This is a genomic window from Limnohabitans sp. (assembly GCF_044373035.1).
In the GTDB taxonomy this organism is placed as follows: Bacteria; Pseudomonadota; Gammaproteobacteria; order Burkholderiales; family Burkholderiaceae_C; genus Limnohabitans_A.
On sequence record NZ_JBILQU010000030.1, the window covers coordinates 1 to 21,228 of the forward strand.

Genomic DNA, 21,228 nt, shown 5'->3' on the forward strand with positions numbered 1-21,228 from the left:
TGAATGCAAACAAAGGCAGAGCTTCATGAGCCGTGAACCGATTGCGATGAAAGGTCCTTACCGGATTGGGGTGGACATTGGTGGAACCTTCACCGATTTGGTCATGATCGATTCACAAGGTCACTTGGTCAATGAAAAGGTGCTGACAACACCGCACGACCCCTCGCAAGGGGTGTTGATCGGCGTGTCCCTGATCACGAAAAACAATGGGGTCTTGCCCGAGCAAGTGGACAACATCATTCATGGCACCACCTTGGTTGCCAATGCATTGATCGAGCGAAAAGGTGTTGTCACGGCATTGGTGACCACGCTGGGTTTTCGGGATGTGTTGCAAATTGCCCGTGAATGGCGCTACGACATCTATGATTTATTCTTGACACCGGTGGAGCCATTGGTGCCCCGATCACTGCGTTTCGAGGTCAAGGAACGGGTGGCATTTGATGGCGCCGTGATCGAGCCCTTGGACGTCGAGGCGCTAAAACCCATCGCCAAGCAAATTCGGGATGCCGGGGCTCAAGCGGTCGCCATTTGCTTTTTGCATGCCTTCAGACACGATGGGCATGAGTTGAAGGCCAAGGAAATATTGCAGGGCCTATTGCCAGGCGTGACCATTTGCATTTCCAGCGAAGTCATGCCTGAAATTGGCGAATATGAGCGGACAGCCACGGCGGTATGCAACGCTTACGTCCAGCCCTTGTTTGAAAAATACATATCGGGTTTGATCCAGGGCCTCAAAGCCATGGGCTTCCAAAAGGATTTGTACCTCATGCAATCGGACGGCGGAACGGTCCATTACACGACCGCCATGGCTTATCCGATTCGACTGGTTCAGTCAGGCCCTGCCGGGGGCGTGCAAGCCACTTCGTTGATCGGAAAAATAGCCGGTTTAAAAGATGTTCTTTGCTTTGACATGGGCGGCACGACCGCCAAAGCATGCCTGATCAATGGCTCTGAATCGCAGGTCATCAATGATTTTGAAGTGGCGCGTTTGCAGCGTTTTCGCAAAGGCAGTGGCATACCTCTGAAGGTGCCAGCGATCGACATGATTGAGATCGGCTCGGGCGGCGGCAGCATTGCCAGGGTCAATCAATTGGGCTTGATTCAGGTCGGACCCGACAGTTCCAGTGCCGTCCCCGGTCCCGCCTGTTATGGACAGGGTGGCCTCGATCCGACGGTGACAGACGCAGACCTGGTACTGGGCTATTTGGAGGCAGGCTCATTTTTGGGCGGTGACATGCAACTGGACCTGGCCGCTGCTGGCCGAGCCATCGAAACCCAGATCGCCCAAGCTTTGTCTTTGTCCTTGGTGGATGCGGCATTTGGCATTCATGAAACCGTCAATGAAGCCATGGCTCAGGCCGCCAGCATCCATGCACTGGAAAAGGGATTGAAAGCATCCCATTACGCCATGGTGCCCATTGGCGGGGCTGGACCCGTTCACGCATGTCATGTGGCCATGAAACTCGACATGCGCCACGTTCTCATTCCTCGCGGTGCTGGCGTGGCATCGGCTTTTGGGTTTCTGGCATCGCCCATGTCATTTCAGTTTGTCAAAGCTCAGATTTCAACTTTGACACTGCTCGATCCAAACAAAGTGCAAGCGCTTGTTGATGACTTGAAAAACAAGGGTCTTGCGATGATGTCCCATTCCGGCCTGACCCTGGACCAGTGCCGTGTCAAGGTCAGTGCTGCCATGCGCTATGTGGGGCAGGGATACGAGGTGGAGGTGCCCGTGGACATGGTCTCGCCCATGGCCGATCTGGTGGCCAGAATGGCGCATGGGTTTTCGACTTGCTACCAACAGTTGTACGGCCGAACCGAAAAAGACACGCCCGCCGAAGTGGTGTCTTGGCGCGTGGTGGTGCAAGGCCCATCGCCTGATTTGCTGCAAGTGGCCGATTCGCTGGATGAGGCGGCCTTGCCCCAAGCGGACGCTGCACTCAAAAGTCATCGGCCCGTCTTTTGTGTTCAGCGAAAAATTTTCGTGACGACCCCGGTTTATGCCCGCCATTTGCTGGCAGTGGGTGCTGTTTTGGAAGGCCCTGCCATCATCGAAGAGCGCGAATCGACGGTGGTTGTGCCTCACTTGGCCCGGGTGACTGTTGATGCGCATTGGAACTTGCGCATTGACCTGCCTCTTCAGTCTTCTTGAAAGTTGGTAAATGAAACGTTATTTGATGTTCATTGACGGTGAGTGGGTCCATCCCTCGTCCGGGCGTTGGCTGGATTCGGTCAACCCATACACAGGTGAAAAGTGGGCCGAAATACCTTTGGGAAACCCACAGGACGTCGATCGCGCTGTTCAGGCCGCTGAGCGAGCTATGCGTCTAGGTCCATGGTCGCGCATGACGCCTTCGCAGCGCGGTCAGACCTTGATTCGATTTGCCGACGTGTTGCTGGAGCATGCACCACGCCTGGCAGAAATTGAGGTGCGTGACAACGGAAAACTCTACGCTGAAATGAGCAATCAGTGTAAGTATTTGGTCGAGTGGTTTCGTTATTACGGGGGGCTTGCAGACAAGATACAAGGCGCAGTGCCGCCCATTGACAAACCCCATGTGCTCAATTTCACGCGCTACGAACCCATCGGTGTGACCGCCTGCATCACACCCTGGAATTCCCCATTGCTGTTGCTGGCATGGAAGGTGGCGCCTGCACTGGCCGCAGGCAATGCGGTGGTGATCAAGCCTTCTGAATACACCTCTGCATCTACGCTCGAATTTGCCGCCTTGGCTGCCCAGGCGGGATTGCCTGCTGGGTTGGTCAATGTGGTCACTGGTTTAGGGGCTGATGTGGGTGAGGCTTTGGTTACGCACCCCTTGGTGCGCAAAGTGGCTTTCACGGGCGGTGAGTCAGGCGGTCGGCGAGTCAATGTGGCCGCAGCTGCTGATTTCAAGCATGTGACCTTGGAGCTGGGCGGTAAGTCGGCCAACATCGTTTTTGAGGACGCCCGGATCGAGGACGCTCTGTCAGGGGCGATTTCGGGCATTTTTGCAGCCAGTGGACAGACCTGCATTGCAGGCTCCCGTTTGCTGGTTCACGAATCGATCCACGATGTGTTTGTTGAAAAGTTGGTGGCATTGGCCAGCACCGCGCGATTTGGCGATCCCATGTCGCCAGATACACAACTCGGTCCCATCACCACCGAGCAGCAGCACCGCAAAGTGCTCGATTACATCGAGATTGCCAAGAATGAAGGCGCTCATTGTGTGATGGGCGGAGCGGTGGCTCAGGGGCCTGAAGGTGCCAAAGGCTTCTTTGTGCAACCCACCATTTTTGTGAACGTGACACCCGAGATGCGCATTGCGCAGGAGGAGGTGTTCGGCCCCGTGCTGAGTGTCATCAAATTCAAGGACGATGACGACGCTGTGCGCATTGCCAATGGCACGCAATATGGCTTGGCTGCTGGTGTTTGGACTGAGAACTTGCGCCGAGCAGTCGATATGTCCAACAGGTTGGTGGCGGGTACCGTCTGGATCAACATCTACCGTTCGACCAGTTACACCTCACCTTTTGGTGGTTTCAAGTCTTCAGGAATGGGGCGCGAAAACGGCTTGGATGCGATTTATGACTATTTGCAAGTCAAGAGCGTTTGGATATACACCGGTGGTCCTGCCGCCAATCCCTATATCCGTCGATGAAAGGCGTTGACATGGAAAACACCATCACGACTGCCCAAGCCTTGGCAAGAGCGCTCAGTCAAGCGGGTGTCAAACGAATGTTCGGACTGCCCGGTGGCGGCTCTTCCTTGGACGTGATTGAAGCCGCAGCACGGTTGGACATCGATTTTGTGTTGACGAAGTCGGAAAATGCGGCAGTCATGATGGCGGGCGCCATGGCCGAGACCACGGGCATCCCGGGTGTGGCCATCATGACCAAAGGGCCTGGTGTGGCCAATGGTGCCAATGGCGTGGCCTACGCATCGCTGGATCGTGCGCCAGTTCTTGTGATCACCGATGGTTTCACGCCCAAGCAACTGGCCTACATCACCCACCAGGTGTTCGATCAGAAGGCCATGTTGGCCCCTGTGGTCAAAGGTTTCAGCCGACTTGAAGGGCCTGATCCTGTGGCTGAGATCGACGCCATGCTGGCGCTGGCTGCATCTGCGCCGTTTGGGCCGGTGCACATCGAGTTGACCAGTGAAGCGGCTAAACGCGTGCTGCCAGATCAGGCTGTGATCCCAAAACCATCCGACCCTGTTGCCTTTTCTTTGGAAGATCTTGCAACCGTTCAAAAACTCCTGGGTCATGCCAAAAGACCTGTTTTGATTGTCGGACTGGAGGCCCGTCAGTATGCAAAGCAAGTCAGGCAATTGGCGCAATTGCTGGGCTGCCCTGTCTTGCCGACCTACAAAGCCAAAGGGGTTGTGTCCGATGAGGACCCTCAGGTCGTGGGGGTTTTTACGGGTGGACTCCAAGAGGCGGAGTGTATTGCTCAGTCAGACCTGATGGTCTTGGTGGGATTGGATCCGGTTGAAATGATCTTGCAACCTTGGCGCTATGGCAAAGCGGTTTGTGAAATTTCCAAGGTCGAGCATCGTGTGCACTATGTCCAAGCTGAAGCCAGAGTGACGGGTTCTCTGGAGGCGATCCTGAGTCAATTGAACGCCGCACTCCATGATCACCCTTCTGGCTGGCAACCCTCTGAATGGTTAAACATCCGAACGCAAGTGCTAGAGAAGTTGGCCTACCCACCCGTGAAATTTGGTGTGGCGCCTGACAAAGTGGTGCAATTGGCTGCGCAGGCCTGTGCCCATAAAAAAATCGTGCCTCGCATGGCGGTGGATGCGGGCGCACACATGTTTTCTGCCACCGCTTTTTTCCCCAGCACCCGACCGGGCGACGTGCTGATCTCCAACGGACTGGCATCCATGGCTTTTGCATTGCCCGCCGCCATTGCCTGTGCATTGGACGATCCTTCTCAAGCCGTCATGTGTTTCACCGGTGATGGTGGCTTGATGATGTGCATGGGCGAACTGTGTACGGCTGTCGAGACACAAGCCAAGGTCGTGGTGGTTGTTTTCAATGACAGCGCACTGTCACTCATCGACATCAAGCAGCAAAGTCGGCAATTGCCGACACGGGGCGTGCGGTGGCGCAAGCATGATTTTGCGGGTGCCATGCAAGCATTGGGTGGATTGGGTTTGTCGGTTCACAATGAAGCTGAATATACGCAAGCGCTGCAAACCGCACTTGATGCGGATGGGCCTTGCCTGATCGATGTCCAGATTGATGCATCGGGGTATGCACACCAGCTCAAAGCCATGAGGGGTTAACGACATGTTGACGATTGGACCTGCTTTCGAACGCCCCTCCACAGACCTCATTGAGGCCTATCGTTACTTGCCTGTGGCCACCATCAGCGATGTTTTGGGCCCGGGCCATGTCATGCATTCATCCGTTCGCGCCTTGCGGCCCGGCATGCGTTTGCTCGGAGCCGCTTACACGCTGAAATTGCCGCCTGCAGACAATCTGGGGATGCATGTGGCGGTCAGAGAAGCCAAGGTCGGCGATGTGATCGTGGCGGAGCAATCGGGTGGCGCTTTGGGCGCTCCAGTGGGTGAAATCATGGCAATGGCCGCCATGCACAAAGGGCTTGCCGGTATTGTCCTCAACGGCGCTGTTCGTGATGCAGAAAAATTGCGCACTGAGCCATGGCCCGTTTTTGCGACTTGTATTTATGCGCAGCAGTGCCGAAAAGATGGGCCAGCCTGGCTTCAGACGACCATTGACTGTGCCGGTGTGACGGTCCATCCTGGCGATTTGATCGTGGGGGATGACGATGGTGTTGTGGTCGTTCCCTTTTCATCCGTCGCCACCGTTGCGCAAGAAGTGGTCAAGAAAATGGAAAAGGAGAGTTTGCGCATCGCTTCCATAGCGCAAGGGTTTATTTCGCCTGCATGGCTAGACGCGGCCATTGAGCGTGCAGGACTTGTTTTGTCTGTCAATCAATAAAAGGAGACCAGTATGTCAATGTCGATTTCAAAAATGGTGATGTTCATCGCATCGCTATGGGCTTTCAGCACGGCGCAGGCCCAAGCGCCAGATAAATTTCCATCGAGACAGATCACGATCATTGTGGGCTTTGCGCCAGGCGGTGGTGGTGACATTTCATCGCGATGGATCGCTGATTACCTGAAGGAGCGCTGGAAAGTGCCGGTTGTCGTTGACAACAAGCCCGGGGCTGGCGCGACGATCGCGGCAGGGATCTTGGCCAGAGCCAAGCCCGATGGCTATACCGTTGCGTTGGCGACCACCAGTCCATTCACCGTCGCGCCGTATTTTCAGACTGTGAGCTATGACGCTGCCAAGGACTTCACTTACTTGTTTCAGACCTTGGTCAGTGCACAGCCGCTGTTTGTCAAATCGGATTCACCCCACAAGACCATTGAAGAGTTGATGTCTTGGGCCAAGGCCAACCCCAACAAGTTGTTCTGGTCAACAGCGGCAACCAACGGTGGAACCCATATCTCCACACAAGCCGCATTCCGGGCTGCAGGCATACAAGCCACGTATGTGCCTTACAAAGGCGGCGCCGATGCCATGAACGGCTTGCTGGGTGGTCAGATCCAAGCGCTGGTTGCTGCCGAATTCCCTCCCCACGCAGCGGCCGGAACGATCCGACTTTTGGCCGAGAGTGGCCCAGACAAAATCCCTGAATACCCACGCGTGCCCACCTACAAAGAATTGAACTTTCCGATTTCAGTGCCCATCTTTTATGGGGTTGCTGGACCCGCAGGTATTCCTGCCGACGTGATCAAGGAGTGGAATGCCGCAGCGGCTGACATGGTCAAAACCCCTGGATTTGCAGACTTGGTCAACAAGCTCAAGGGCTCGACGGCTTATCAAGGACATGCCGAATTCACGGCATCCGTGACGGGGGTGTACCGTCAGATGGGTCGTTTGATTCCCGAACTGGGTCTCAAGAAAGATTGAACCTTATGTGGCAAGCCAATATCATTTTGCAAAATGGGCAATTGATGCCCTATGCCGAGGCCAAAGTACATCCCATGACATTGGGCATGACTTATGCGACGGCCTTGTTTGAGGGGCTTCGTGCCTATCGAAACCCGGTCACAGGTGAATTCAAGATTTTTCGCTTGGCGGAGCATCTGAAGCGATTGCAGGCCGGGATGAAGGTGATGCGGTTTGACCACGTTTTCGATCCAGAAAAAATCAAACAGGAACTGGCGGGTTTGATCCGCGCCAACGAACCCGATGACGATGTCTACATTCGTCTTTTGGTGTACATCGAAGCATTGGGTTTGATGGCCCAAACGGGGCCTGTGGGTTACACCGCAGCTGCATCCCCTCGGGAGCGGCCCAAATTCGCAGACACGGGCATGAGCTTGGGAGTGAGCTCCTGGAGCCGACTGTCTGATAATGCCAGCCCACCCCGCGTGAAGGCCACGGCCAATTATCACAACGCCCGATTGACGCAGTTGCAAGCCAAGGCCGATGGCTACGACGGCGCATTGATGTTGACGCCATCCGGCAAAGTGTCTGAAGCACCGATTGCTTGTTTTTTCATGGTGCGTGATGGCAAGCTCATCACGCCCCATATCGGCAGCAACATTTTGGAAAGCATTACAAGAGACACCGTCATCACCTTGTACCAGGAAACCACTGGACGGGCTGTTGTGGAGCGCGAGATAGACCGCAGCGAGTTGTACTTTGCGGATGAAGCGTTTTTATGTGGAACGGGTCAGGAAATCATTCCGGTCGTTCAGATCGACCGCTTGCCGGTGGGCGATGGCACGATCGGAATGCAGACCCGCAGCATGCAAAAAATCTATTTTGAAACTGTCAGGGGTTTGACGCCTGACCGTCATGGGTGGCTCACGCCGGTTTGATGGCAGAGGTTGGCGCTTGGCTGGCGGCCAATTTTAAATGGTGAATCAAATCCTCGCTGAATTTGGGCAGCATCCGCTGCTGCTGCTTAACCAGGCTGATTTGTCGTCTTGCCCAAGGATCTTCGAGGGGGATCATGCGCAAGTCGCTTGATTTCGCATGGCTCAGCGCAATGGCCCGAGGAACAATGGCAATGCCCACGCCAACAGCAGCCATCTGACAGACATTGTCGTAATTGCCGACTTGGATTCTCAAATTCACTCGCTTGCCAATGTTTTGGGCTTTGCGGTCCAGAAATGACTGAATGGAGTTGAATTGGTTGAGGCCCACAAAACGGTAATTGTCCAGAATGTCAGACAATTTCACCGAAATTTCGTTGGCAATGGCGGCGCCCGAATGACAAACGACCACCAACTCATCGGCATACAGCGGGACCACATCAATTTTGTCGGCGTCGACAGACCCGGCCACGATGCCTAAATCGGCGGCACCCTTGGCGACTGAGGAAATGATGTCGCGCGAGGGCAATTCTTCCAGATCAATGTCGATGTCGGGGTTGTCATTCAGGAAAGCCGACAGCGCCTTGGCTAAAAAAGTGTTGGTGGCTGTGCTGTTGGCTTGAAGCCTGATCCTTCCCTTGACGCCCAGGGCATAAGGCCTCAGATCGGCATGCATGACCTCCAATTGTTGCAACACAAGTTTGGCGTGATTGGCCATGGCTTCACCCGCCTGAGTCAACTGCAAACCCTTGGCTTGCCGAAGCATCAGTGGCGTTTGAAAATTTTCTTCAAGTTGCTTGATCCTCAAGCTGGCGGAAGGAACAGACAAAAAACATTTTTCGGCCGCCCGTGTCAGATTCAACTGTTCCCCGACGTGAAAAAAAAGACGCAAATCTGTCAAGTCGTAATGCATGAAATCCTTGCAGCAGTGTTCAATGAGCAGTGATGGGCATGATGCTGGTGGCAGCTTGAATGGATTCAAACAAGGCGTCCATCAACCGGGTCTTGGGTTCATTTTTTCTGGTGAGCAAAACAACATTCAACGCCGGAGCCCCTCTGCCGATGGGATAAACCCGCACGGGATAGGCCATCATCATGCGGGGGTCAATCGACGGCACCATCGACACCCCCAGTCCGGCATTGACCATGGACAACACGGCATGAACAGAAGGTAAATCCATGCTTCTTTGAGCTTGCGGCATATTTTGACCGATCCACTGTGCAGCCAATTTGCCGGTGCTGGTGCTGGCATCAAAGCGGATCCATGGGTAATCACAAAACAGTTGCTGTATCTTGGCCGTCTTGGCGGTTGGCGGCGCAATGACGACCAATTCGTTTTTGAACAGGTGCTGCCAATGCAGGCGTTGTGATCCACCTTTGACGGGTTGAACCACGATCGCAGCATCCAGTTCATTGGCTTTGACGGCCGCGATGAGTTCAACGGCGCGTCCTCTTGCGGGTTTCAATTGCAGGGCAGGGTGTTTCTTCAAAAGGTGTTGAATGACGCCGGGCAGCAAGCTAGCTTGCATGCTTTCAATGACGCCCAAGCGTATCGAGCCTTCGATTTGTATGGAATTGCGTCGGCGAAGCTGCTCAATTTGTTGCATGGGCAGTTGCATGACACTGGCCACTTCGTGTGCAAATGGCATGGGCTTGACCTGCAAACCCGAGCGATCAAAAAGAGGCTGCCCGAAAAAAACTTCCACCTGCTTCATCTGCATGCTGACCGCACTGGGTGTGAGGTTCATTTCGTCTGCGGCACGACTCAAGCTGCCTGTTCGCAGAACGGCTTCCAGCGTTTCAAAGAAAGAAAACTTCATCAGATTATTTTAAGTAGCATTCAACGAAATGTGTCTTTTATTGATGAAGAATGTTTTTAAGATGTCTTTTGCTGAAAATTTCGGCAAAGTTTTGACCCCAGGAGACCGTTCAATGCATGCTACCCCCATCCCAGTTCATCCCATGCCCAGACCTTGGTTAGCTCAGGATTTGCATCAAGACTCTTCATGGGTTCATTGGCTGAGTGCTGAGGCGATTGAAGGGTTTGAGCGTGCTTTGGCGCATGCCAAAAAAACGGGTAAAGACTGGCTGCAGATGACCTCTGATGACTTTCCGCTTTCAGGGGCAGCCAAAGAGGCCATTGATCGGGCGTTCGATGTCACGCAAAAAGATTTCGGCATGTGCTTGATCAAGGGCTTCCCTGTTCATCGTTGGTCTGTCGAAGATGCGCGCCTGGCCCATTGGGGCATTGGCTTGAATGTGGGTGTGGCCAGGACGCAGAACCAAGCCAGTCAGGTCATGAACGATGTACGGGACGAGGGGGGCAGTTACAAGGTCAAAAATGGACGGGGCTACAACACCAATGCGGGTCTGGATTTCCATGTCGACTCCTGTGACGTGGTGGCCTTGCTGTGTCTGCAAACAGCCAAAATGGGTGGAACCAGCATGGTGACCAGCTCCATCGCGGTGGTCAACGAGATCAAACGCCTGCGACCCGAATTGATTCCTGTGATGCAGCAGCCCTTTTATTACAGCTACCAGGGTGCCAACGATCCCAAACAACCGCCTTTTTACAAGTGCCCCATTTTGGGCGACGATCCTGAATTCTTCTCTTTGCGCGCCAATCGCAAAAATGTCACGGCTGCCCAGCGCGACTTTACTGAGGTGCCTCGGTTAACCGAGGAGCAGATCACGTTGCTGAATTTGCTGGACGTTTTGTTGCCCGATCCACAATTTTGTTATTCGATGCAACTGGACCGTGGTGATATGCAGCTGCTCAACAATTACGTGGTGATTCATTCCCGCACCAACTTTGAAGACCACGATGAACCGGCACTCAAGCGGCATTTGTTGCGCCTGTGGCTGAGCCTGCCGCAGGGGCAGAGATTGCCACCGCTGTGGAAAGAGTATTTTGGTGGCATTGAAGCCGGCTCAGTGCGAGGAGGTGTTCGCGGCAGCAACATCACGGACGAGTTTCTGTCCTATGAAGCCCGACAGGCCAAACGATTGGGGATGACGTTGGCGTCTTCTTGACTTGGAGTCAATCGGACTCATGGTGGCCGTGTTCATTTTGAAATTCAACCGCCGCAGGAATGCAGCCTAAGGTGGTGTTCGTTGTCCGTGCTCTTGAAATCGCATCCACCGTGGCCAACGCTGTGGCCTCGGCCGCCATCACAGTGAGCAGCATCAGATCCACCGGACAGTTTTCAGTGCCTGTGGCCAACGCAAACAAGGTGTCGCCATCGAGTGTGGTGTGCGCGGGTCGGATGCTGCGGGCCAGGCCGTCGTGGGCGCTCATGGCCAGGCGTTTGGCTTGGGCTTTGGTGAGCATGGCGTTGGTCGCGACCACACCGATCGTGGTGTTGGTGCCGGGCAGGGGACGGTTGCCGCGTTCGCCTTGTAAAAAAGCGCGTTGTGTGTCGAGCAGGTTTTGACCATCGACTGTGCGCGCACCGGCCAGTATTTGACCTGTCGCAGGGTCGATCACATCGCCCACCGCGTTGCAGGCAACCAAGGCGCCCACCACCCAAGGGCCCACGCGCACACTGGCGTTGCCAATGCCGCCTTTCATGCAGCGGTTCAGGCCAAACAGTTTGCCCACGCAGGCACCCGCGCCTGCGCCCACATTGCCTGATGCGGGTGGCGCGGTCGATGCCGCTTCGCAGGCGGCGTAACCGGCTTCAGCGTTCGGTCGTGCTGTCGGGTTGTCGCCCTCGCGCACCACGGGCAGGTCAAACAAAACGGCTGCAGGCACGATGGGCACACGCCCATAGCCGGTTTCAAAGCCAATACCCTGCTCATCGAGCCAGCGCACCACGCCCGTGGCGGCGTCCAGGCCAAAGGCGCTGCCGCCGCTGAGCAGCACCGCATGCACTTTGTCCACCAGGTTGGCAGGGTCCAGCAAATCGGTCTCGCGGGTGCCGGGGGCTGCGCCGCGCACGTCCACCGCGCCTACCGCGCCGTCAGGGGCCAGCACAACCGAGCATCCCGTGAGACGCTCGCTCAGTGTGTAATGCCCTACGCGCAGGCCGGGCACATCCACGATGCTGCCCTGGCTGCTGTTTACAATCATTTCAGATGACATGTTCTGCCTTTTTTTAATCTGGCTCACAAACCCCAAGGATAGCGCGTGCCCCTGTTCTTTTTGAGACGGCTGTTGAGCTTTGTGTTGACCTTGCTGGCCACCTCGGTCGTGGTGTTTGCAGTGCTTGAACTTTTGCCCGGCAATGCCGCGCAGGTTATTTTGGGCGAAACGGCCACGCCCGAGTCGATCGCGGCGATGGAAGAAAAATTAGGTCTGAACCAGCCCGCAGCCACCCGATACATGAGCTGGATGGGCGGTATGTTGCAGGGCCAGACGGGCCTGAGCATCTCTTACGACACCCCCACAGCGCAGCTCATGGCCGAGCGCATGCAGGTGACGCTGCCGCTGGCCGTGATGGCCATGGGGCTCACGGTGGCGCTGGCGCTGGCTTTGGGCATTTATGCCGCTTCGCAGCAAAACAAGGCGGGCGATGTGGGCGTGATGACGCTCAGCCAGCTGGGCTTGGCCTTGCCCAATTTTTGGCTCGCCATTCTTTTGATTTTGCTGTTCGCGGTGCACCTGGAGTGGGTGAGCGCGGGCGGTTTTCCGGGCTGGTCCGAAGACGATGGCGGCGGTATTTTTGAGGGCATCAAAGCCTTGCTCTTGCCCGCGATGGCTCTGGCTGCGGTGCAAACGGCCATCTTGACGCGGGTGACCCGCTCGGCCGTGCTCGACACCTTGCGCGAAGACTTTGTGCGCACCGCGCGCGCCAAGGGCCTGAGCCGCCGCCAGGTGCTGTGGGGCCATGTGCTGCGCAACGCCATGATCCCGGTGCTGACGGTGATGGGCTTGCAGTTTGGCAACCTGATCACCAGCGCCATCGTGATCGAAAACGTGTTCGTGCTGCCCGGCATTGGGCGGCTGATTTTTCAGGCCATTGCCAACCGCGACCTGATCGTGGTGCGCGATGTGGTCATGTTGCTGTCGGCGCTGGTCATCCTGATCAACTTCTGCATCGACGTGCTGTACGCGTGGATCGATCCACGACTGAAGGCGGGCCATGCTGAATAAAAACACGGTTTGGCGACGCGCCTTGCGCCACCCGAGTTTTGTGACGGGCGGGGCCATGGTCTTGCTGATGGTGCTGTGCGCCGTGCTGTCCTTGTTCTGGTCGCCCTACCCGGTGGGCGACATCGACATTCCGAACAAATTGGCCTCGCCCAGCGCCGCGCACTGGCTGGGCACCGACAGCCTGGGGCGCGACATCGGCTCTTTGCTGCTGGTGGGCAGTCAAAACTCTTTGCTGGTGGGCTTCATCGCGGTGGGCATTGGCTTGGGTGTGGGCGTGCCTTTGGGTTTGCTGGCTTCGGCGCGGCGCGGCTGGGTCGAAGAAGTCATCATGCGCGCCTCGGACTTCACCTTTGCTTTCCCAGCCTTGTTGTCGGCCATCATGTTGACTGCGATTTACGGGCCGGGTCTGGTGGTGAGCATCGTGGCCATTGGCATTTTCAACATCCCGGTGTTTGCCCGCATTTCGCGGGGCGCGGCCAACGCGGTCTGGGCGCGGGACTACACGGCGGCGGCGCGTGCTGCGGGCAAAGGCCCATTGGCCATCACCTTGGCGCATGTTTTGCCCAATATCGCCAGCGTGCTGATCGTGCAGGCCACCATCCAGTTCGCTATCGCCATCCTCGCCGAAGCGGCTTTGTCTTATTTGGGCCTGGGCACCCAGCCGCCGCAGCCCAGCTGGGGCCGCATGCTCAACGAAGCGCAGTCGCAGATGTTCCAAGCCCCCATGCTCGCGGTGTACCCGGGCGCAGCGATTGCGCTGGCGGTGCTGGGGTTGAATTTGCTGGGCGATGGTTTGCGCGATGTGCTCGACCCCCGGCTGGCCAGGCAGAGGTGAAATGACCGATCTGTCCAACACCCAGCCTTTGCTGCAAGTTGACGATTTGCGAGTAAGCCTGCCCACGGCCCGGGGCTGGACACCTGCTTTGCGCGGTGTGTCTTGGCGCATGGAGCGCGGCCAGACGGTGGGCCTGATTGGTGAGAGCGGCAGCGGCAAATCGCTCACCGCTTTGGCCCTGATGGGCTTGCTGCCCGAGCGCGCCCGCGTGAGCGGGTCCATAGCGCTGCACGGCCAACAGCTGGTGGGCCTGCCCGAGCCGCAGTTGTGCCAGCTGCGCGGTGCGCGCATGGCCATGATCTTTCAGGAGCCGATGACGGCGCTCAACCCTCTGCACCCGATCTGGAAGCAGATCGCCGAGCCCTTGCGCCTGCACCAACACATGAGCGCCAGCGACGCCAAAGCCCGTGCCCTGCAACTGCTCGAACGGGTGCAACTGCCCCGGGCGCGCGAGCGGCTCGATGCCTATCCGCACGAGCTCTCGGGCGGGCAACGCCAGCGCGTGATGATCTCGATCGCCTTGGCTTGCAACCCAGACTTGCTGATTGCCGACGAGCCGACCACCGCGCTCGATGTGACGGTGCAAAAAGAAGTGTTGGCGCTCATCAAGCAATTGGTGCGCGAAGACGGCATGGGCTTGCTCTTGATCAGCCACGACCTCGGCCTGATGCAAGATCAGGTGGACCGCGTCATGGTCATGTACGGCGGGGCTGTGGTGGAGAGTGCGGCCACGCCCGAGCTGTTTGCACACCGGGCGCATCCTTACACTCGGGGCCTGTTTGCGGCGCGGCCCCGCTTGGGGTTGGCACGCGGCACCCGCTTGACCACGATCCCCGGCAGCGTGCCCGAGTTGATGGATTTTCCGGCAGGCTGCGCGTTTGCCGACCGCTGCAGTTTGGCGGTGGACGATTGCCGCCAGACACCCCCGCAGGCGCAAAGCATGGCCAGCGATGGTGCAGGCGAAACGCCCCATGTGGTCAGTTGCCCCCGCTGGAGGCTGCCATGAATGAGACGCCTGCATCTGCGCCACTGCTGGCGGTGAAGCATTTGGGTCGGCGCTTTGCCTTGCCTCGCGCTGGATTGTTTCAACCCGCAGGCGCTTTACAGGCTTTGTCGGACGTGAGCTTCACCCTGCAGCCGGGCAAAAGTTTGGGCATCGTGGGCGAGTCCGGTTCAGGCAAATCCACCTTGGCGCGATTGGTCATGGCGCTGGACTCTCCCACCGAGGGGCAGGTCTTCTTTAAGGGCGTGGATGTCCACCAGACCCACGGCCAAGCCTTGCGCCAGCTGCGCAGCGATTTTCAGATGGTGTTCCAAGACCCTTATGGTTCTCTGGACCCTCGCCAAAAAGTGCTGGCCACCGTGACCGAGCCGATCCAGACCTTGGTGAAACCCGCGGATGGTCGATCTGAGCTGCGCGACCGGGCTGCGCAAGCGATGAGCGAAGTCGGCCTCAGAACCGCAGACCTCGACAAATACCCGCACGAGTTTTCGGGCGGACAACGCCAGCGCATTGCGATTGCCCGGGCCTTGATCACGCGCCCTGCATTGATTGTGGCCGATGAGCCAGTGAGTGCGCTCGATGTGTCGGTGCAGGCGCAGGTGCTCAATTTGATGATGGACCTGCAAGATCGGTACGGCCTGAGCTATTTGCTGGTCAGTCATGACCTTGCGGTGGTCAACTTGATGTGCGACGATGTACTGGTCTTACAGTCGGGCCGTGTGGTCGAGCAAGGCCCGGCCATGCAAATTTTTGTGCAAGCCGAGCACCCTTACACTCGTGCTTTGTTGGCTGCGGTGCCAGGTCACCGCGAAGATTTTTTTTGAAACAGGAGACAACATGAGCAAGCCATTTCCTTTGAGCCGCCGCGCCGTGGGCGTTTGTTCGGTGGCCCTGCTGGCCGCCAGCATCGCATGGGCCCCTTTGCAGGCGCAAGCCCAGTCGCGCAAAGACACGGTCATCTTGGGCATGATCCTGGAGCCCACCAGCCTGGACCCGACCATGGCTCCGGCTGCCGCGATTGGCGAAGTGGTGCACTACAACATCCTCGAAGGCCTGACCAAAATCAACGTCGATGGCTCCATTACCCCTTTGCTGGCCGAGAGCTGGAAAATGGACGCCGACGGCAAGGCCTACACCTTCAAGCTGCGCAAGGGCGTGAAGTATTCTGATGGCACAACTTTCGACTCGGCCGCTGTCAAGTTCAGTTTTGACCGCGCCAAAGACGCCAAGAGCACCAACAAAGCCAAAGGTGCGGTGTTCAACAACATCAGCCACATCTCTACGCCGGATGCGCACACCGTGGTGCTGGTATTGAACAAGCCCGATGGCAACTTCTTGTTCCGCATGGGTGAAAACACAGCGGTCATCTTGCACCCCGACAGCGCGGCCAATGCCGCCACCAAGCCCGTGGGCACCGGCCCCTACAAACTCGACAGCTGGGCCAAGGGCACGGCGGTGACTTTGTCCAAGTGGGATGGCTTTCGCGCTGCCAACGCCATCAAGGTCAAGAAGGTCACTTTCCGGTTCATCAACGATTCGGCCGCCCAAGTAGCCGCTTTGCTCGCTGGCGACATCGACGGCATGCCGCGCTTTCAGTCGCCACAAAGCCTGCAACAGTTCCAAAAAGACAAGCGCTTTGTGGTCGAGCTGGGCAGCACGGCCGGCAAAGGCATCATGACCATCAACAACCGCAAAAAACCGTTTGACGATGTGCGTGTGCGCCGTGCCCTGTCGCATGCGATCGACAAGAAAGCGTTCATCGACGGCGTGTTTGAAGGCCTGGCCAAACCCATTGGCAGCCACATGGCGCCCACCGATGCCGGTTATGTTGACCTGACGGGCGTGTACGCCTACGACCCCGAGAAAGCCAAAGCGCTTCTCAAGGAAGCCGGTGTGCAAACGCCGTTGAACGTGACCTTGACCCTGCCCCCACCGCCTTATGCCCGCAAGGGCGGCGAGATCCTCGCAGCCCAACTGGCCAAGGTGGGCATCATTGCCAAGATTGAAAACGTGGAATGGGCGCAGTGGCTGGGCGGCACCTTCAAGGGCAACTTTGACCTGACGGTGATCAACCACGTCGAGCCCTTGGATTACATGAACTATGCGGACGCTGCCTATTATTGGGGTTATGACAGCAAGGGCTTCCGTGATCTGGCCGCCAAACATGCGGCCGCCACTCAGGCCAAAGAGCGCACGCAACTGTTTGGCGACATGCAGCGCATGATTGCCAAAGATGCGGTCAACGTATTCTTGTTCAACGCCACCAACACGGCGGTGTACCGCAAAGGACTCAAAGGCCTGTGGTCCAGCTCGCCAGTTTTTGCCAACGACATGTCGGCTGTGTCTTGGCAATAAATTGAAGGACAGCCCAAAAGTGGCCTGAAAAGCTTGCTATAATTCCGTGCACAATGCGGCTGTAGCTCAGTTGGATAGAGTACTTGGCTACGAACCAAGGGGTCGTGGGTTCAATTCCTGCCAGCCGCACCAAAAATCAGAAAGCCCACAACGAAAGTTGTGGGCTTTTTCTTTTTCCTTCGCCACATCAAGCATTACCCAAGCGGTTGTTTCGCAGGCAGCGATCGTTTTTGCCCTTGAACACCAAGACATGAGCAAAGCCTTTACCAAAGAGACCGACGGCGACGATGACGAGGAGCTGGGCTTACCGGCTTTGCCTTCGGGTGCGCGAAATTACATCACGCCTGCGGGCTATGCCCGATTGAGGGCTGAGTTGTTTACCTTGATGGATGACGAACGCCCCAAGGTGGTCGAGATCGTGCATTGGGCCGCCAGCAATGGCGACCGCTCGGAAAACGGCGATTACCTGTATGGCAAAAAGCGCTTGCGTGAAATCGATCGGCGCATCCGTTTTCTGACCCAGCGTCTGGAGATCGCCGAAGTGGTCGACCCGGTGGTGCACCATGGCAGCGACCAGGTGTTCTTTGGCGCCACGGTCACTTATGCCGAGGACTCGGGCACAGAACGCACGATAACGATTTTGGGCATTGACGAAGCCGATAGTTTGAAAGGCCAGGTCAGCTGGGTCTCGCCCATTGCACGCACTTTGCTCAAGTCACGTGAAGGCGATGAACTCAAGTTGCTCACCCCTGCAGGCGTGATCGATATTCAGGTGTTGCAGGTGAGTTATCCAACGGCGCCTGGAGCGACCGTGTAGCCCCGTGAACTCAGCCTGAACAAGATCAGGCCTGTCCTGGGTTCTTGTTGGTTAGTCGCTCAGCCTTGATGACCGAGGGGGTGCGATTGAGGTGTCGCAGAACCTGATCCAAGTGCGCCACATCTCGAACAGCCACCACGAACTTCAATTCGGCCGTGTCCTGGGGCGTCTCTTGTCCCATGTCCACGTGCACGATGTCGGTTTCGCCGCTGGCCAGAGCGCCGGCCACGCGGGCCAGCACGCCTTTGCCATTGACCACGGTGACGGTGATGGCGGTCTCAAAGCTGCGGCTCAATTCGTCCGACCACTCCACGCCGATGAAGCGTTCGCTGTCCTTGTGCTCCAGTTTGCGTGCGATGGCGCAATCTCGGGTGTGCACGACCAGGCCTTCGCCACGGCCCAAGTAGCCCACGATGTCGTCACCGGGCAGGGGGCGGCAGCAACGTGAATAGACCACCGAGGCGTTTTCGCTGCCATCCAGGGTAATCGCGCCTTGTGAGATGGACTCGTGCGCTGTGAAGCGTTCACGGGTCATCAGCAGTGGATCGGGTTTTTGGCCCAACTCGGACAAGAGCGCCGTCAGGCGCTTGGCCACGATGGTGGCGATGCGTTTACCCAGGCCAATGTCCATCAGCAAATCGGGCTGGTTGCGGTTGCCCGTGAAGCGAAGCAGTTTTTCCCACAGCGCGTGGTGCGCTTCGTCGTTGGCCGGCAGCTGGTGGATGCCTTCGGCACGCAAAGCCTGAGCCAGCAGTTTTTCACCCAGCCCCACCGACTCGGTTTGAGCCATGGTCTTGAGGTGGTGGCGGATCTTGGAGCGTGCGCGTCCGGTGCGCACAAAGCCCAGCCAAGCCGGATTCGGGGCCGACACGGGCGCTGTGATCACCTCGACCACGTCGCCGTTTTTGAGTTCGGTGCGCAGCGGCACCTGGTCGCCATTGATGCGGGCGGCCATGGCGTGGTCGCCCACCCGGCTGTGGATGGCGTAGGCAAAGTCCACCACCGTGGCGCCGCGTGGCAAGGCCATGATCTGGCTCTTGGGGGTGAACACATAAACAGCATCGGGGAACAAGTCGACCTTGACGTGGTCCCAAAACTCGGCCGCATCGCGTGTTTCGGTCTGGATGTCCAAAAGCGATTGCAGCCATTGCGTGCCCAAACGCTCGGATTGGGCGCTGGCCGACTCGTGCTCTTTGTACAGCCAGTGCGCGGCCACCCCCGATTCGGCCACCAGGTGCATGGGCTCGGTCCGCATCTGAAACTCGACGTTCACGCCGGACGGCCCGACCAAGGTGGTGTGCAGCGACTGGTAGCCGTTGACCTTGGCAATGGCGATGTGGTCCTTGAATTTGCCAGGCAAGGGTTTGTAAATCTGGTGCAACAAGCCCAAAGCGGTGTAACAGTCGATGACCGAAGGCACGATGACCCGGAGGCCATAAATGTCGGTGACTTGGGCAAAGCTCAGGTGTTTTTCGTCCATCTTTTTGTAGATGGAGTAGATCGTTTTTTCTCGGCCGCTGATGCGCGCATCCATGTGGGCCTGTGCAAACACGGCTGCCACATCAGACTGTACTTTCCGGATCAGGTCGCGGCGGCGGTTGCGTGCGCGTGTCACGGCTTTGGAGAGCACGGCATAGCGCCAGGGCAGCAGGTGTTTGAACGACAGGTCTTGCAGTTCGCGGTAGATCTGGTTCAGGCCCAGCCGGTGCGCAATGGGGGCGTAAATCTCAAGCGTTTCGGAAGCGATGCGGCCCCACTTGCTGCGCGGCATGTCGGACATGGTGCGCATGTTGTGGGTGCGGTCGGCCAGCTTGATCAGAATGACGCGAACATCACGGGCCATGGCCAGCAGCATCTTGCGAAAGGATTCGGCCTGGTTCTCTTCAAGGGTGTTGAACTCGAGCTTGTCCAGCTTGGTCAGGCCATCGACCAACTCGGCCACGGGCGAGCCAAAACGCTCAATCAACTCGATCTTGGTGACGCCGCAATCTTCCATGGCATCGTGCAGCAGTGCTGCTGCCAGTGCCTGGGCGTCGAGTTTCCACTCAGTACACAGGCCGGCCACCGCGATCGGGTGGGTGATGTAGGGCTCGCCGCTTTTGCGCATCTGGCCCAGGTGGGCTTCGTCGGCATATTTGTAAGCCCGCCGCACCATCTCGGTGTCGGCTTCGCTCAGGTAGCCCAGTTGCGCCTCCAGCACAGCAAAGCTGGCGGCGGCCGCATTGGCAGCCGCCGGGTCCGGCGCTTTGGGGCGACTGGAGCCTGCTTTGGGAGTTTTCGGGAGGACGGCGCTCATGGCATCAATGTAACGTAAGCTTTGGCGGGCTTGAAAAAATCCAAAAAAAAGCCCCATCACTGGGGCGTTTTGTGGTGAGGTTGGGCATCTGGTTCGGGCCAGACCCTCTCAGCGGTTGAAAATTCAAGTCACGCGTTTGAGCATTTCGATGCCGACTTTGCCTGCTGCAATTTCACGCAGCGCGGTCACGCCAGGCTTGTTTTTGCTTTCAATGCGCGGGGTGTGACCCTGGCTCAACATGCGGGCGCGGTAGGTGGCGGCCAAAACCAGCTGAAAGCGGTTGGGGATCTTGTCCAGGCAATCTTCAACAGTGATGCGGGCCATGAGGTTTCCTTGAAAATGTCTGTGCGGGGAGTCAAGCCATCTTGAGGGCTTGAAAGGTGTCAGGCCGAGCGCGGCGTTGAACGTGGTACTTGAGACGCTGTGCATGAACCACCGCTTTGAGGTCAAACAGGGCGCGGTCAAATACTTCGTTGATTATAACGAAGTCAAACTCCTTGGCCTGCGCCATCTCCACTGCGGCGTTTTGCAGGCGCAGCTCGATGATCTCGGGGGTGTCCTCGCCCCGGCGCTCCAAGCGCGAGCGCAACTCTTCCCAGCTGGGCGGCAAGATGAAAATCAGCACCGCGTTGGCGTACATCTTTTGGATCTGCAGGGCACCCTGGTAATCGATCTCCAAGATCACGTCTGTACCTTGCGCCATGCGTTCCTCGATCATCTTTTTCGAGGTCCCGTAGCGCTGGCCGTGTACATGGGCCCATTCGACAAAGGCGTCGCCCAGCACCATGGCGTCAAACTCTTGTGCCGAAGCAAAAAAGTACTCGCGCCCATGTTTTTCCTGGCCCCGTGGGGCGCGGGTGGTGTGTGAGACGGTGGGGTGTACGCGCGAATCCAGCTCCATCAAGGCCTTGACCAGGCTGGATTTGCCAGCCCCGCTGGGGGCGGCCACGACAAACAGGTTTCCGGGGTAATCCATAG

19 protein-coding genes and 1 tRNA gene are annotated in these 21,228 nt (G+C 57.4%); 14 read left to right on the top strand and 6 right to left on the bottom strand.

All coding sequences use genetic code 11. The features are described from left to right. The first annotated feature begins 25 nt into the window (after positions 1 to 25). The 6 genes from ACIQ47_RS06615 (at position 26) to ilvE (ending at position 7,852) form a co-directional block, all read left to right on the top strand. Positions 26 to 2,152 carry a hydantoinase/oxoprolinase family protein gene (locus ACIQ47_RS06615; protein ID WP_396437387.1) on the top strand — a complete coding sequence of 709 codons (2,127 nt, stop codon included), beginning with the start codon at positions 26 to 28 and terminating at the stop codon, positions 2,150 to 2,152. A gap of 10 nt (positions 2,153 to 2,162) precedes the next feature. Next, positions 2,163 to 3,641, top strand: a complete 1,479-nt coding sequence (locus tag ACIQ47_RS06620) for an aldehyde dehydrogenase (protein ID WP_396437388.1) — start codon at positions 2,163 to 2,165, stop codon at positions 3,639 to 3,641. 11 nt (positions 3,642 to 3,652) lie between these two features. Further along, entirely contained in the window at positions 3,653 to 5,275 is a 1,623-nt protein-coding gene (locus ACIQ47_RS06625) for a thiamine pyrophosphate-binding protein (RefSeq protein ID WP_396437389.1), read from the top strand. Between the two features lie 73 nt (positions 5,276 to 5,348). After that, positions 5,349 to 5,954 carry an RraA family protein gene (locus tag ACIQ47_RS06630; RefSeq protein WP_396437390.1) on the top strand — a complete coding sequence of 202 codons (606 nt, stop codon included), beginning with the start codon at positions 5,349 to 5,351 and terminating at the stop codon, positions 5,952 to 5,954. A gap of 18 nt (positions 5,955 to 5,972) precedes the next feature. Next, positions 5,973 to 6,935 carry a Bug family tripartite tricarboxylate transporter substrate binding protein gene (locus ACIQ47_RS06635; protein ID WP_396437391.1) on the top strand — a complete coding sequence of 321 codons (963 nt, stop codon included), beginning with the start codon at positions 5,973 to 5,975 and terminating at the stop codon, positions 6,933 to 6,935. Between the two features lie 5 nt (positions 6,936 to 6,940). Continuing rightward, the gene (gene ilvE, locus ACIQ47_RS06640) at positions 6,941 to 7,852 is read left to right on the top strand and encodes a branched-chain-amino-acid transaminase (protein ID WP_396437392.1); all 912 of its coding nucleotides are present in this window, start codon (positions 6,941 to 6,943) and stop codon (positions 7,850 to 7,852) included. On the opposite strand, the gene ACIQ47_RS06645 is transcribed toward ilvE, so the two are convergent. Both ACIQ47_RS06645 and ACIQ47_RS06650 read right to left on the bottom strand, forming a co-directional pair. Beyond that, on the bottom strand, positions 7,839 to 8,831 hold the full coding sequence (locus ACIQ47_RS06645) for a LysR family transcriptional regulator (RefSeq protein ID WP_396437393.1): 993 nt from the start codon (positions 8,829 to 8,831) through the stop codon (positions 7,839 to 7,841). The genes ilvE and ACIQ47_RS06645 overlap by 14 nt on opposite strands. Then, the gene (locus tag ACIQ47_RS06650) at positions 8,782 to 9,669 is read right to left on the bottom strand and encodes a LysR family transcriptional regulator (protein ID WP_396437394.1); all 888 of its coding nucleotides are present in this window, start codon (positions 9,667 to 9,669) and stop codon (positions 8,782 to 8,784) included. Before ACIQ47_RS06650 ends, ACIQ47_RS06645 begins: the two co-directional genes overlap by 50 nt. A 43-nt stretch (positions 9,670 to 9,712) precedes the next feature. Between ACIQ47_RS06650 and ACIQ47_RS06655 the strand changes: the two genes are divergently transcribed. After that, positions 9,713 to 10,882, top strand: a complete 1,170-nt coding sequence (locus ACIQ47_RS06655; protein WP_396437409.1) for a TauD/TfdA family dioxygenase — start codon at positions 9,713 to 9,715, stop codon at positions 10,880 to 10,882. A 7-nt stretch (positions 10,883 to 10,889) separates the two neighbouring features. Here ACIQ47_RS06655 and ACIQ47_RS06660 read toward each other — a convergent pair whose 3' ends face one another. Beyond that, positions 10,890 to 11,921 (bottom strand): P1 family peptidase, encoded by a 1,032-nt coding sequence (locus ACIQ47_RS06660; RefSeq protein WP_396437395.1) that lies wholly within the window; start codon positions 11,919 to 11,921, stop codon positions 10,890 to 10,892. Positions 11,922 to 11,978: 57 nt separating this feature from the next. Here ACIQ47_RS06660 and ACIQ47_RS06665 point away from each other — a divergent pair, with 57 nt between their 5' ends. From ACIQ47_RS06665 to greB, 7 genes are all read left to right on the top strand, one after another. Continuing rightward, positions 11,979 to 12,944 (top strand): ABC transporter permease, encoded by a 966-nt coding sequence (locus ACIQ47_RS06665; protein ID WP_396437396.1) that lies wholly within the window; start codon positions 11,979 to 11,981, stop codon positions 12,942 to 12,944. Then, positions 12,934 to 13,779, top strand: a complete 846-nt coding sequence (locus ACIQ47_RS06670) for an ABC transporter permease (RefSeq protein ID WP_396437397.1) — start codon at positions 12,934 to 12,936, stop codon at positions 13,777 to 13,779. The genes ACIQ47_RS06665 and ACIQ47_RS06670 overlap by 11 nt, the downstream gene beginning before the upstream one ends. Position 13,780: 1 nt before the next feature. After that, a complete protein-coding gene (locus ACIQ47_RS06675; protein WP_396437398.1) occupies positions 13,781 to 14,785 on the top strand; it encodes an ABC transporter ATP-binding protein in 1,005 nt (334 codons plus the stop codon). Further along, positions 14,782 to 15,606, top strand: coding sequence for an ATP-binding cassette domain-containing protein (locus ACIQ47_RS06680; protein WP_396437399.1), 825 nt, complete (start codon positions 14,782 to 14,784; stop codon positions 15,604 to 15,606). Before ACIQ47_RS06675 ends, ACIQ47_RS06680 begins: the two co-directional genes overlap by 4 nt. Before the next feature lie 13 nt (positions 15,607 to 15,619). Next, complete coding sequence (locus ACIQ47_RS06685; protein ID WP_396437400.1) at positions 15,620 to 17,137, top strand: ABC transporter substrate-binding protein; 1,518 nt, start codon at positions 15,620 to 15,622, stop codon at positions 17,135 to 17,137. Between the two features lie 55 nt (positions 17,138 to 17,192). After that, positions 17,193 to 17,269: transfer RNA gene (locus ACIQ47_RS06690), tRNA-Arg, on the top strand. 118 nt (positions 17,270 to 17,387) lie between these two features. After that, positions 17,388 to 17,954 carry a transcription elongation factor GreB gene (greB, locus tag ACIQ47_RS06695; protein ID WP_396437401.1) on the top strand — a complete coding sequence of 189 codons (567 nt, stop codon included), beginning with the start codon at positions 17,388 to 17,390 and terminating at the stop codon, positions 17,952 to 17,954. Positions 17,955 to 17,979: 25 nt separating this feature from the next. Here the strand turns inward: greB and ACIQ47_RS06700 are convergent, their stop codons facing one another. The 3 genes from ACIQ47_RS06700 to gmk form a co-directional block, all read right to left on the bottom strand. Next, positions 17,980 to 20,250: a RelA/SpoT family protein gene (locus ACIQ47_RS06700; protein WP_396437402.1), complete on the bottom strand. Its 2,271-nt coding sequence runs from the start codon at positions 20,248 to 20,250 to the stop codon at positions 17,980 to 17,982. Between the two features lie 123 nt (positions 20,251 to 20,373). Next, positions 20,374 to 20,574, bottom strand: a complete 201-nt coding sequence (gene rpoZ, locus ACIQ47_RS06705) for a DNA-directed RNA polymerase subunit omega (protein WP_108354341.1) — start codon at positions 20,572 to 20,574, stop codon at positions 20,374 to 20,376. Positions 20,575 to 20,605: 31 nt separating this feature from the next. Then, complete coding sequence (gene gmk / locus ACIQ47_RS06710) at positions 20,606 to 21,226, bottom strand: guanylate kinase (RefSeq protein ID WP_293751716.1); 621 nt, start codon at positions 21,224 to 21,226, stop codon at positions 20,606 to 20,608. Positions 21,227 to 21,228 lie beyond the last annotated feature (2 nt).

Excerpts from the sequence above, each read along its gene's own strand:
- ACIQ47_RS06625 (WP_396437389.1), top strand. The coding sequence starts at position 3,653 with ATGGAAAACACCATCACGACTGCCCAAGCCTTGGCAAGAGCGCTCAGT.
- ACIQ47_RS06670 (WP_396437397.1), top strand. The coding sequence starts at position 12,934 with ATGCTGAATAAAAACACGGTTTGGCGACGCGCCTTGCGCCACCCGAGT.
- ACIQ47_RS06615 (WP_396437387.1), top strand. The coding sequence starts at position 26 with ATGAGCCGTGAACCGATTGCGATGAAAGGTCCTTACCGGATTGGGGTG.
- ACIQ47_RS06700 (WP_396437402.1), bottom strand. The coding sequence starts at position 20,250 with ATGAGCGCCGTCCTCCCGAAAACTCCCAAAGCAGGCTCCAGTCGCCCC.
- ACIQ47_RS06655 (WP_396437409.1), top strand. The coding sequence starts at position 9,713 with ATGAAGAATGTTTTTAAGATGTCTTTTGCTGAAAATTTCGGCAAAGTT.
- ACIQ47_RS06680 (WP_396437399.1), top strand. The coding sequence starts at position 14,782 with ATGAATGAGACGCCTGCATCTGCGCCACTGCTGGCGGTGAAGCATTTG.
- ACIQ47_RS06675 (WP_396437398.1), top strand. The coding sequence starts at position 13,781 with ATGACCGATCTGTCCAACACCCAGCCTTTGCTGCAAGTTGACGATTTG.
- rpoZ (WP_108354341.1), bottom strand. The coding sequence starts at position 20,574 with ATGGCCCGCATCACTGTTGAAGATTGCCTGGACAAGATCCCCAACCGC.
- ACIQ47_RS06635 (WP_396437391.1), top strand. The coding sequence starts at position 5,973 with ATGTCGATTTCAAAAATGGTGATGTTCATCGCATCGCTATGGGCTTTC.
- ilvE (WP_396437392.1), top strand. The coding sequence starts at position 6,941 with ATGTGGCAAGCCAATATCATTTTGCAAAATGGGCAATTGATGCCCTAT.
- ACIQ47_RS06685 (WP_396437400.1), top strand. The coding sequence starts at position 15,620 with ATGAGCAAGCCATTTCCTTTGAGCCGCCGCGCCGTGGGCGTTTGTTCG.
- ACIQ47_RS06650 (WP_396437394.1), bottom strand. The coding sequence starts at position 9,669 with ATGAAGTTTTCTTTCTTTGAAACGCTGGAAGCCGTTCTGCGAACAGGC.
- ACIQ47_RS06660 (WP_396437395.1), bottom strand. The coding sequence starts at position 11,921 with ATGATTGTAAACAGCAGCCAGGGCAGCATCGTGGATGTGCCCGGCCTG.
- ACIQ47_RS06620 (WP_396437388.1), top strand. The coding sequence starts at position 2,163 with ATGAAACGTTATTTGATGTTCATTGACGGTGAGTGGGTCCATCCCTCG.
- greB (WP_396437401.1), top strand. The coding sequence starts at position 17,388 with ATGAGCAAAGCCTTTACCAAAGAGACCGACGGCGACGATGACGAGGAG.
- gmk (WP_293751716.1), bottom strand. The coding sequence starts at position 21,226 with ATGGATTACCCCGGAAACCTGTTTGTCGTGGCCGCCCCCAGCGGGGCT.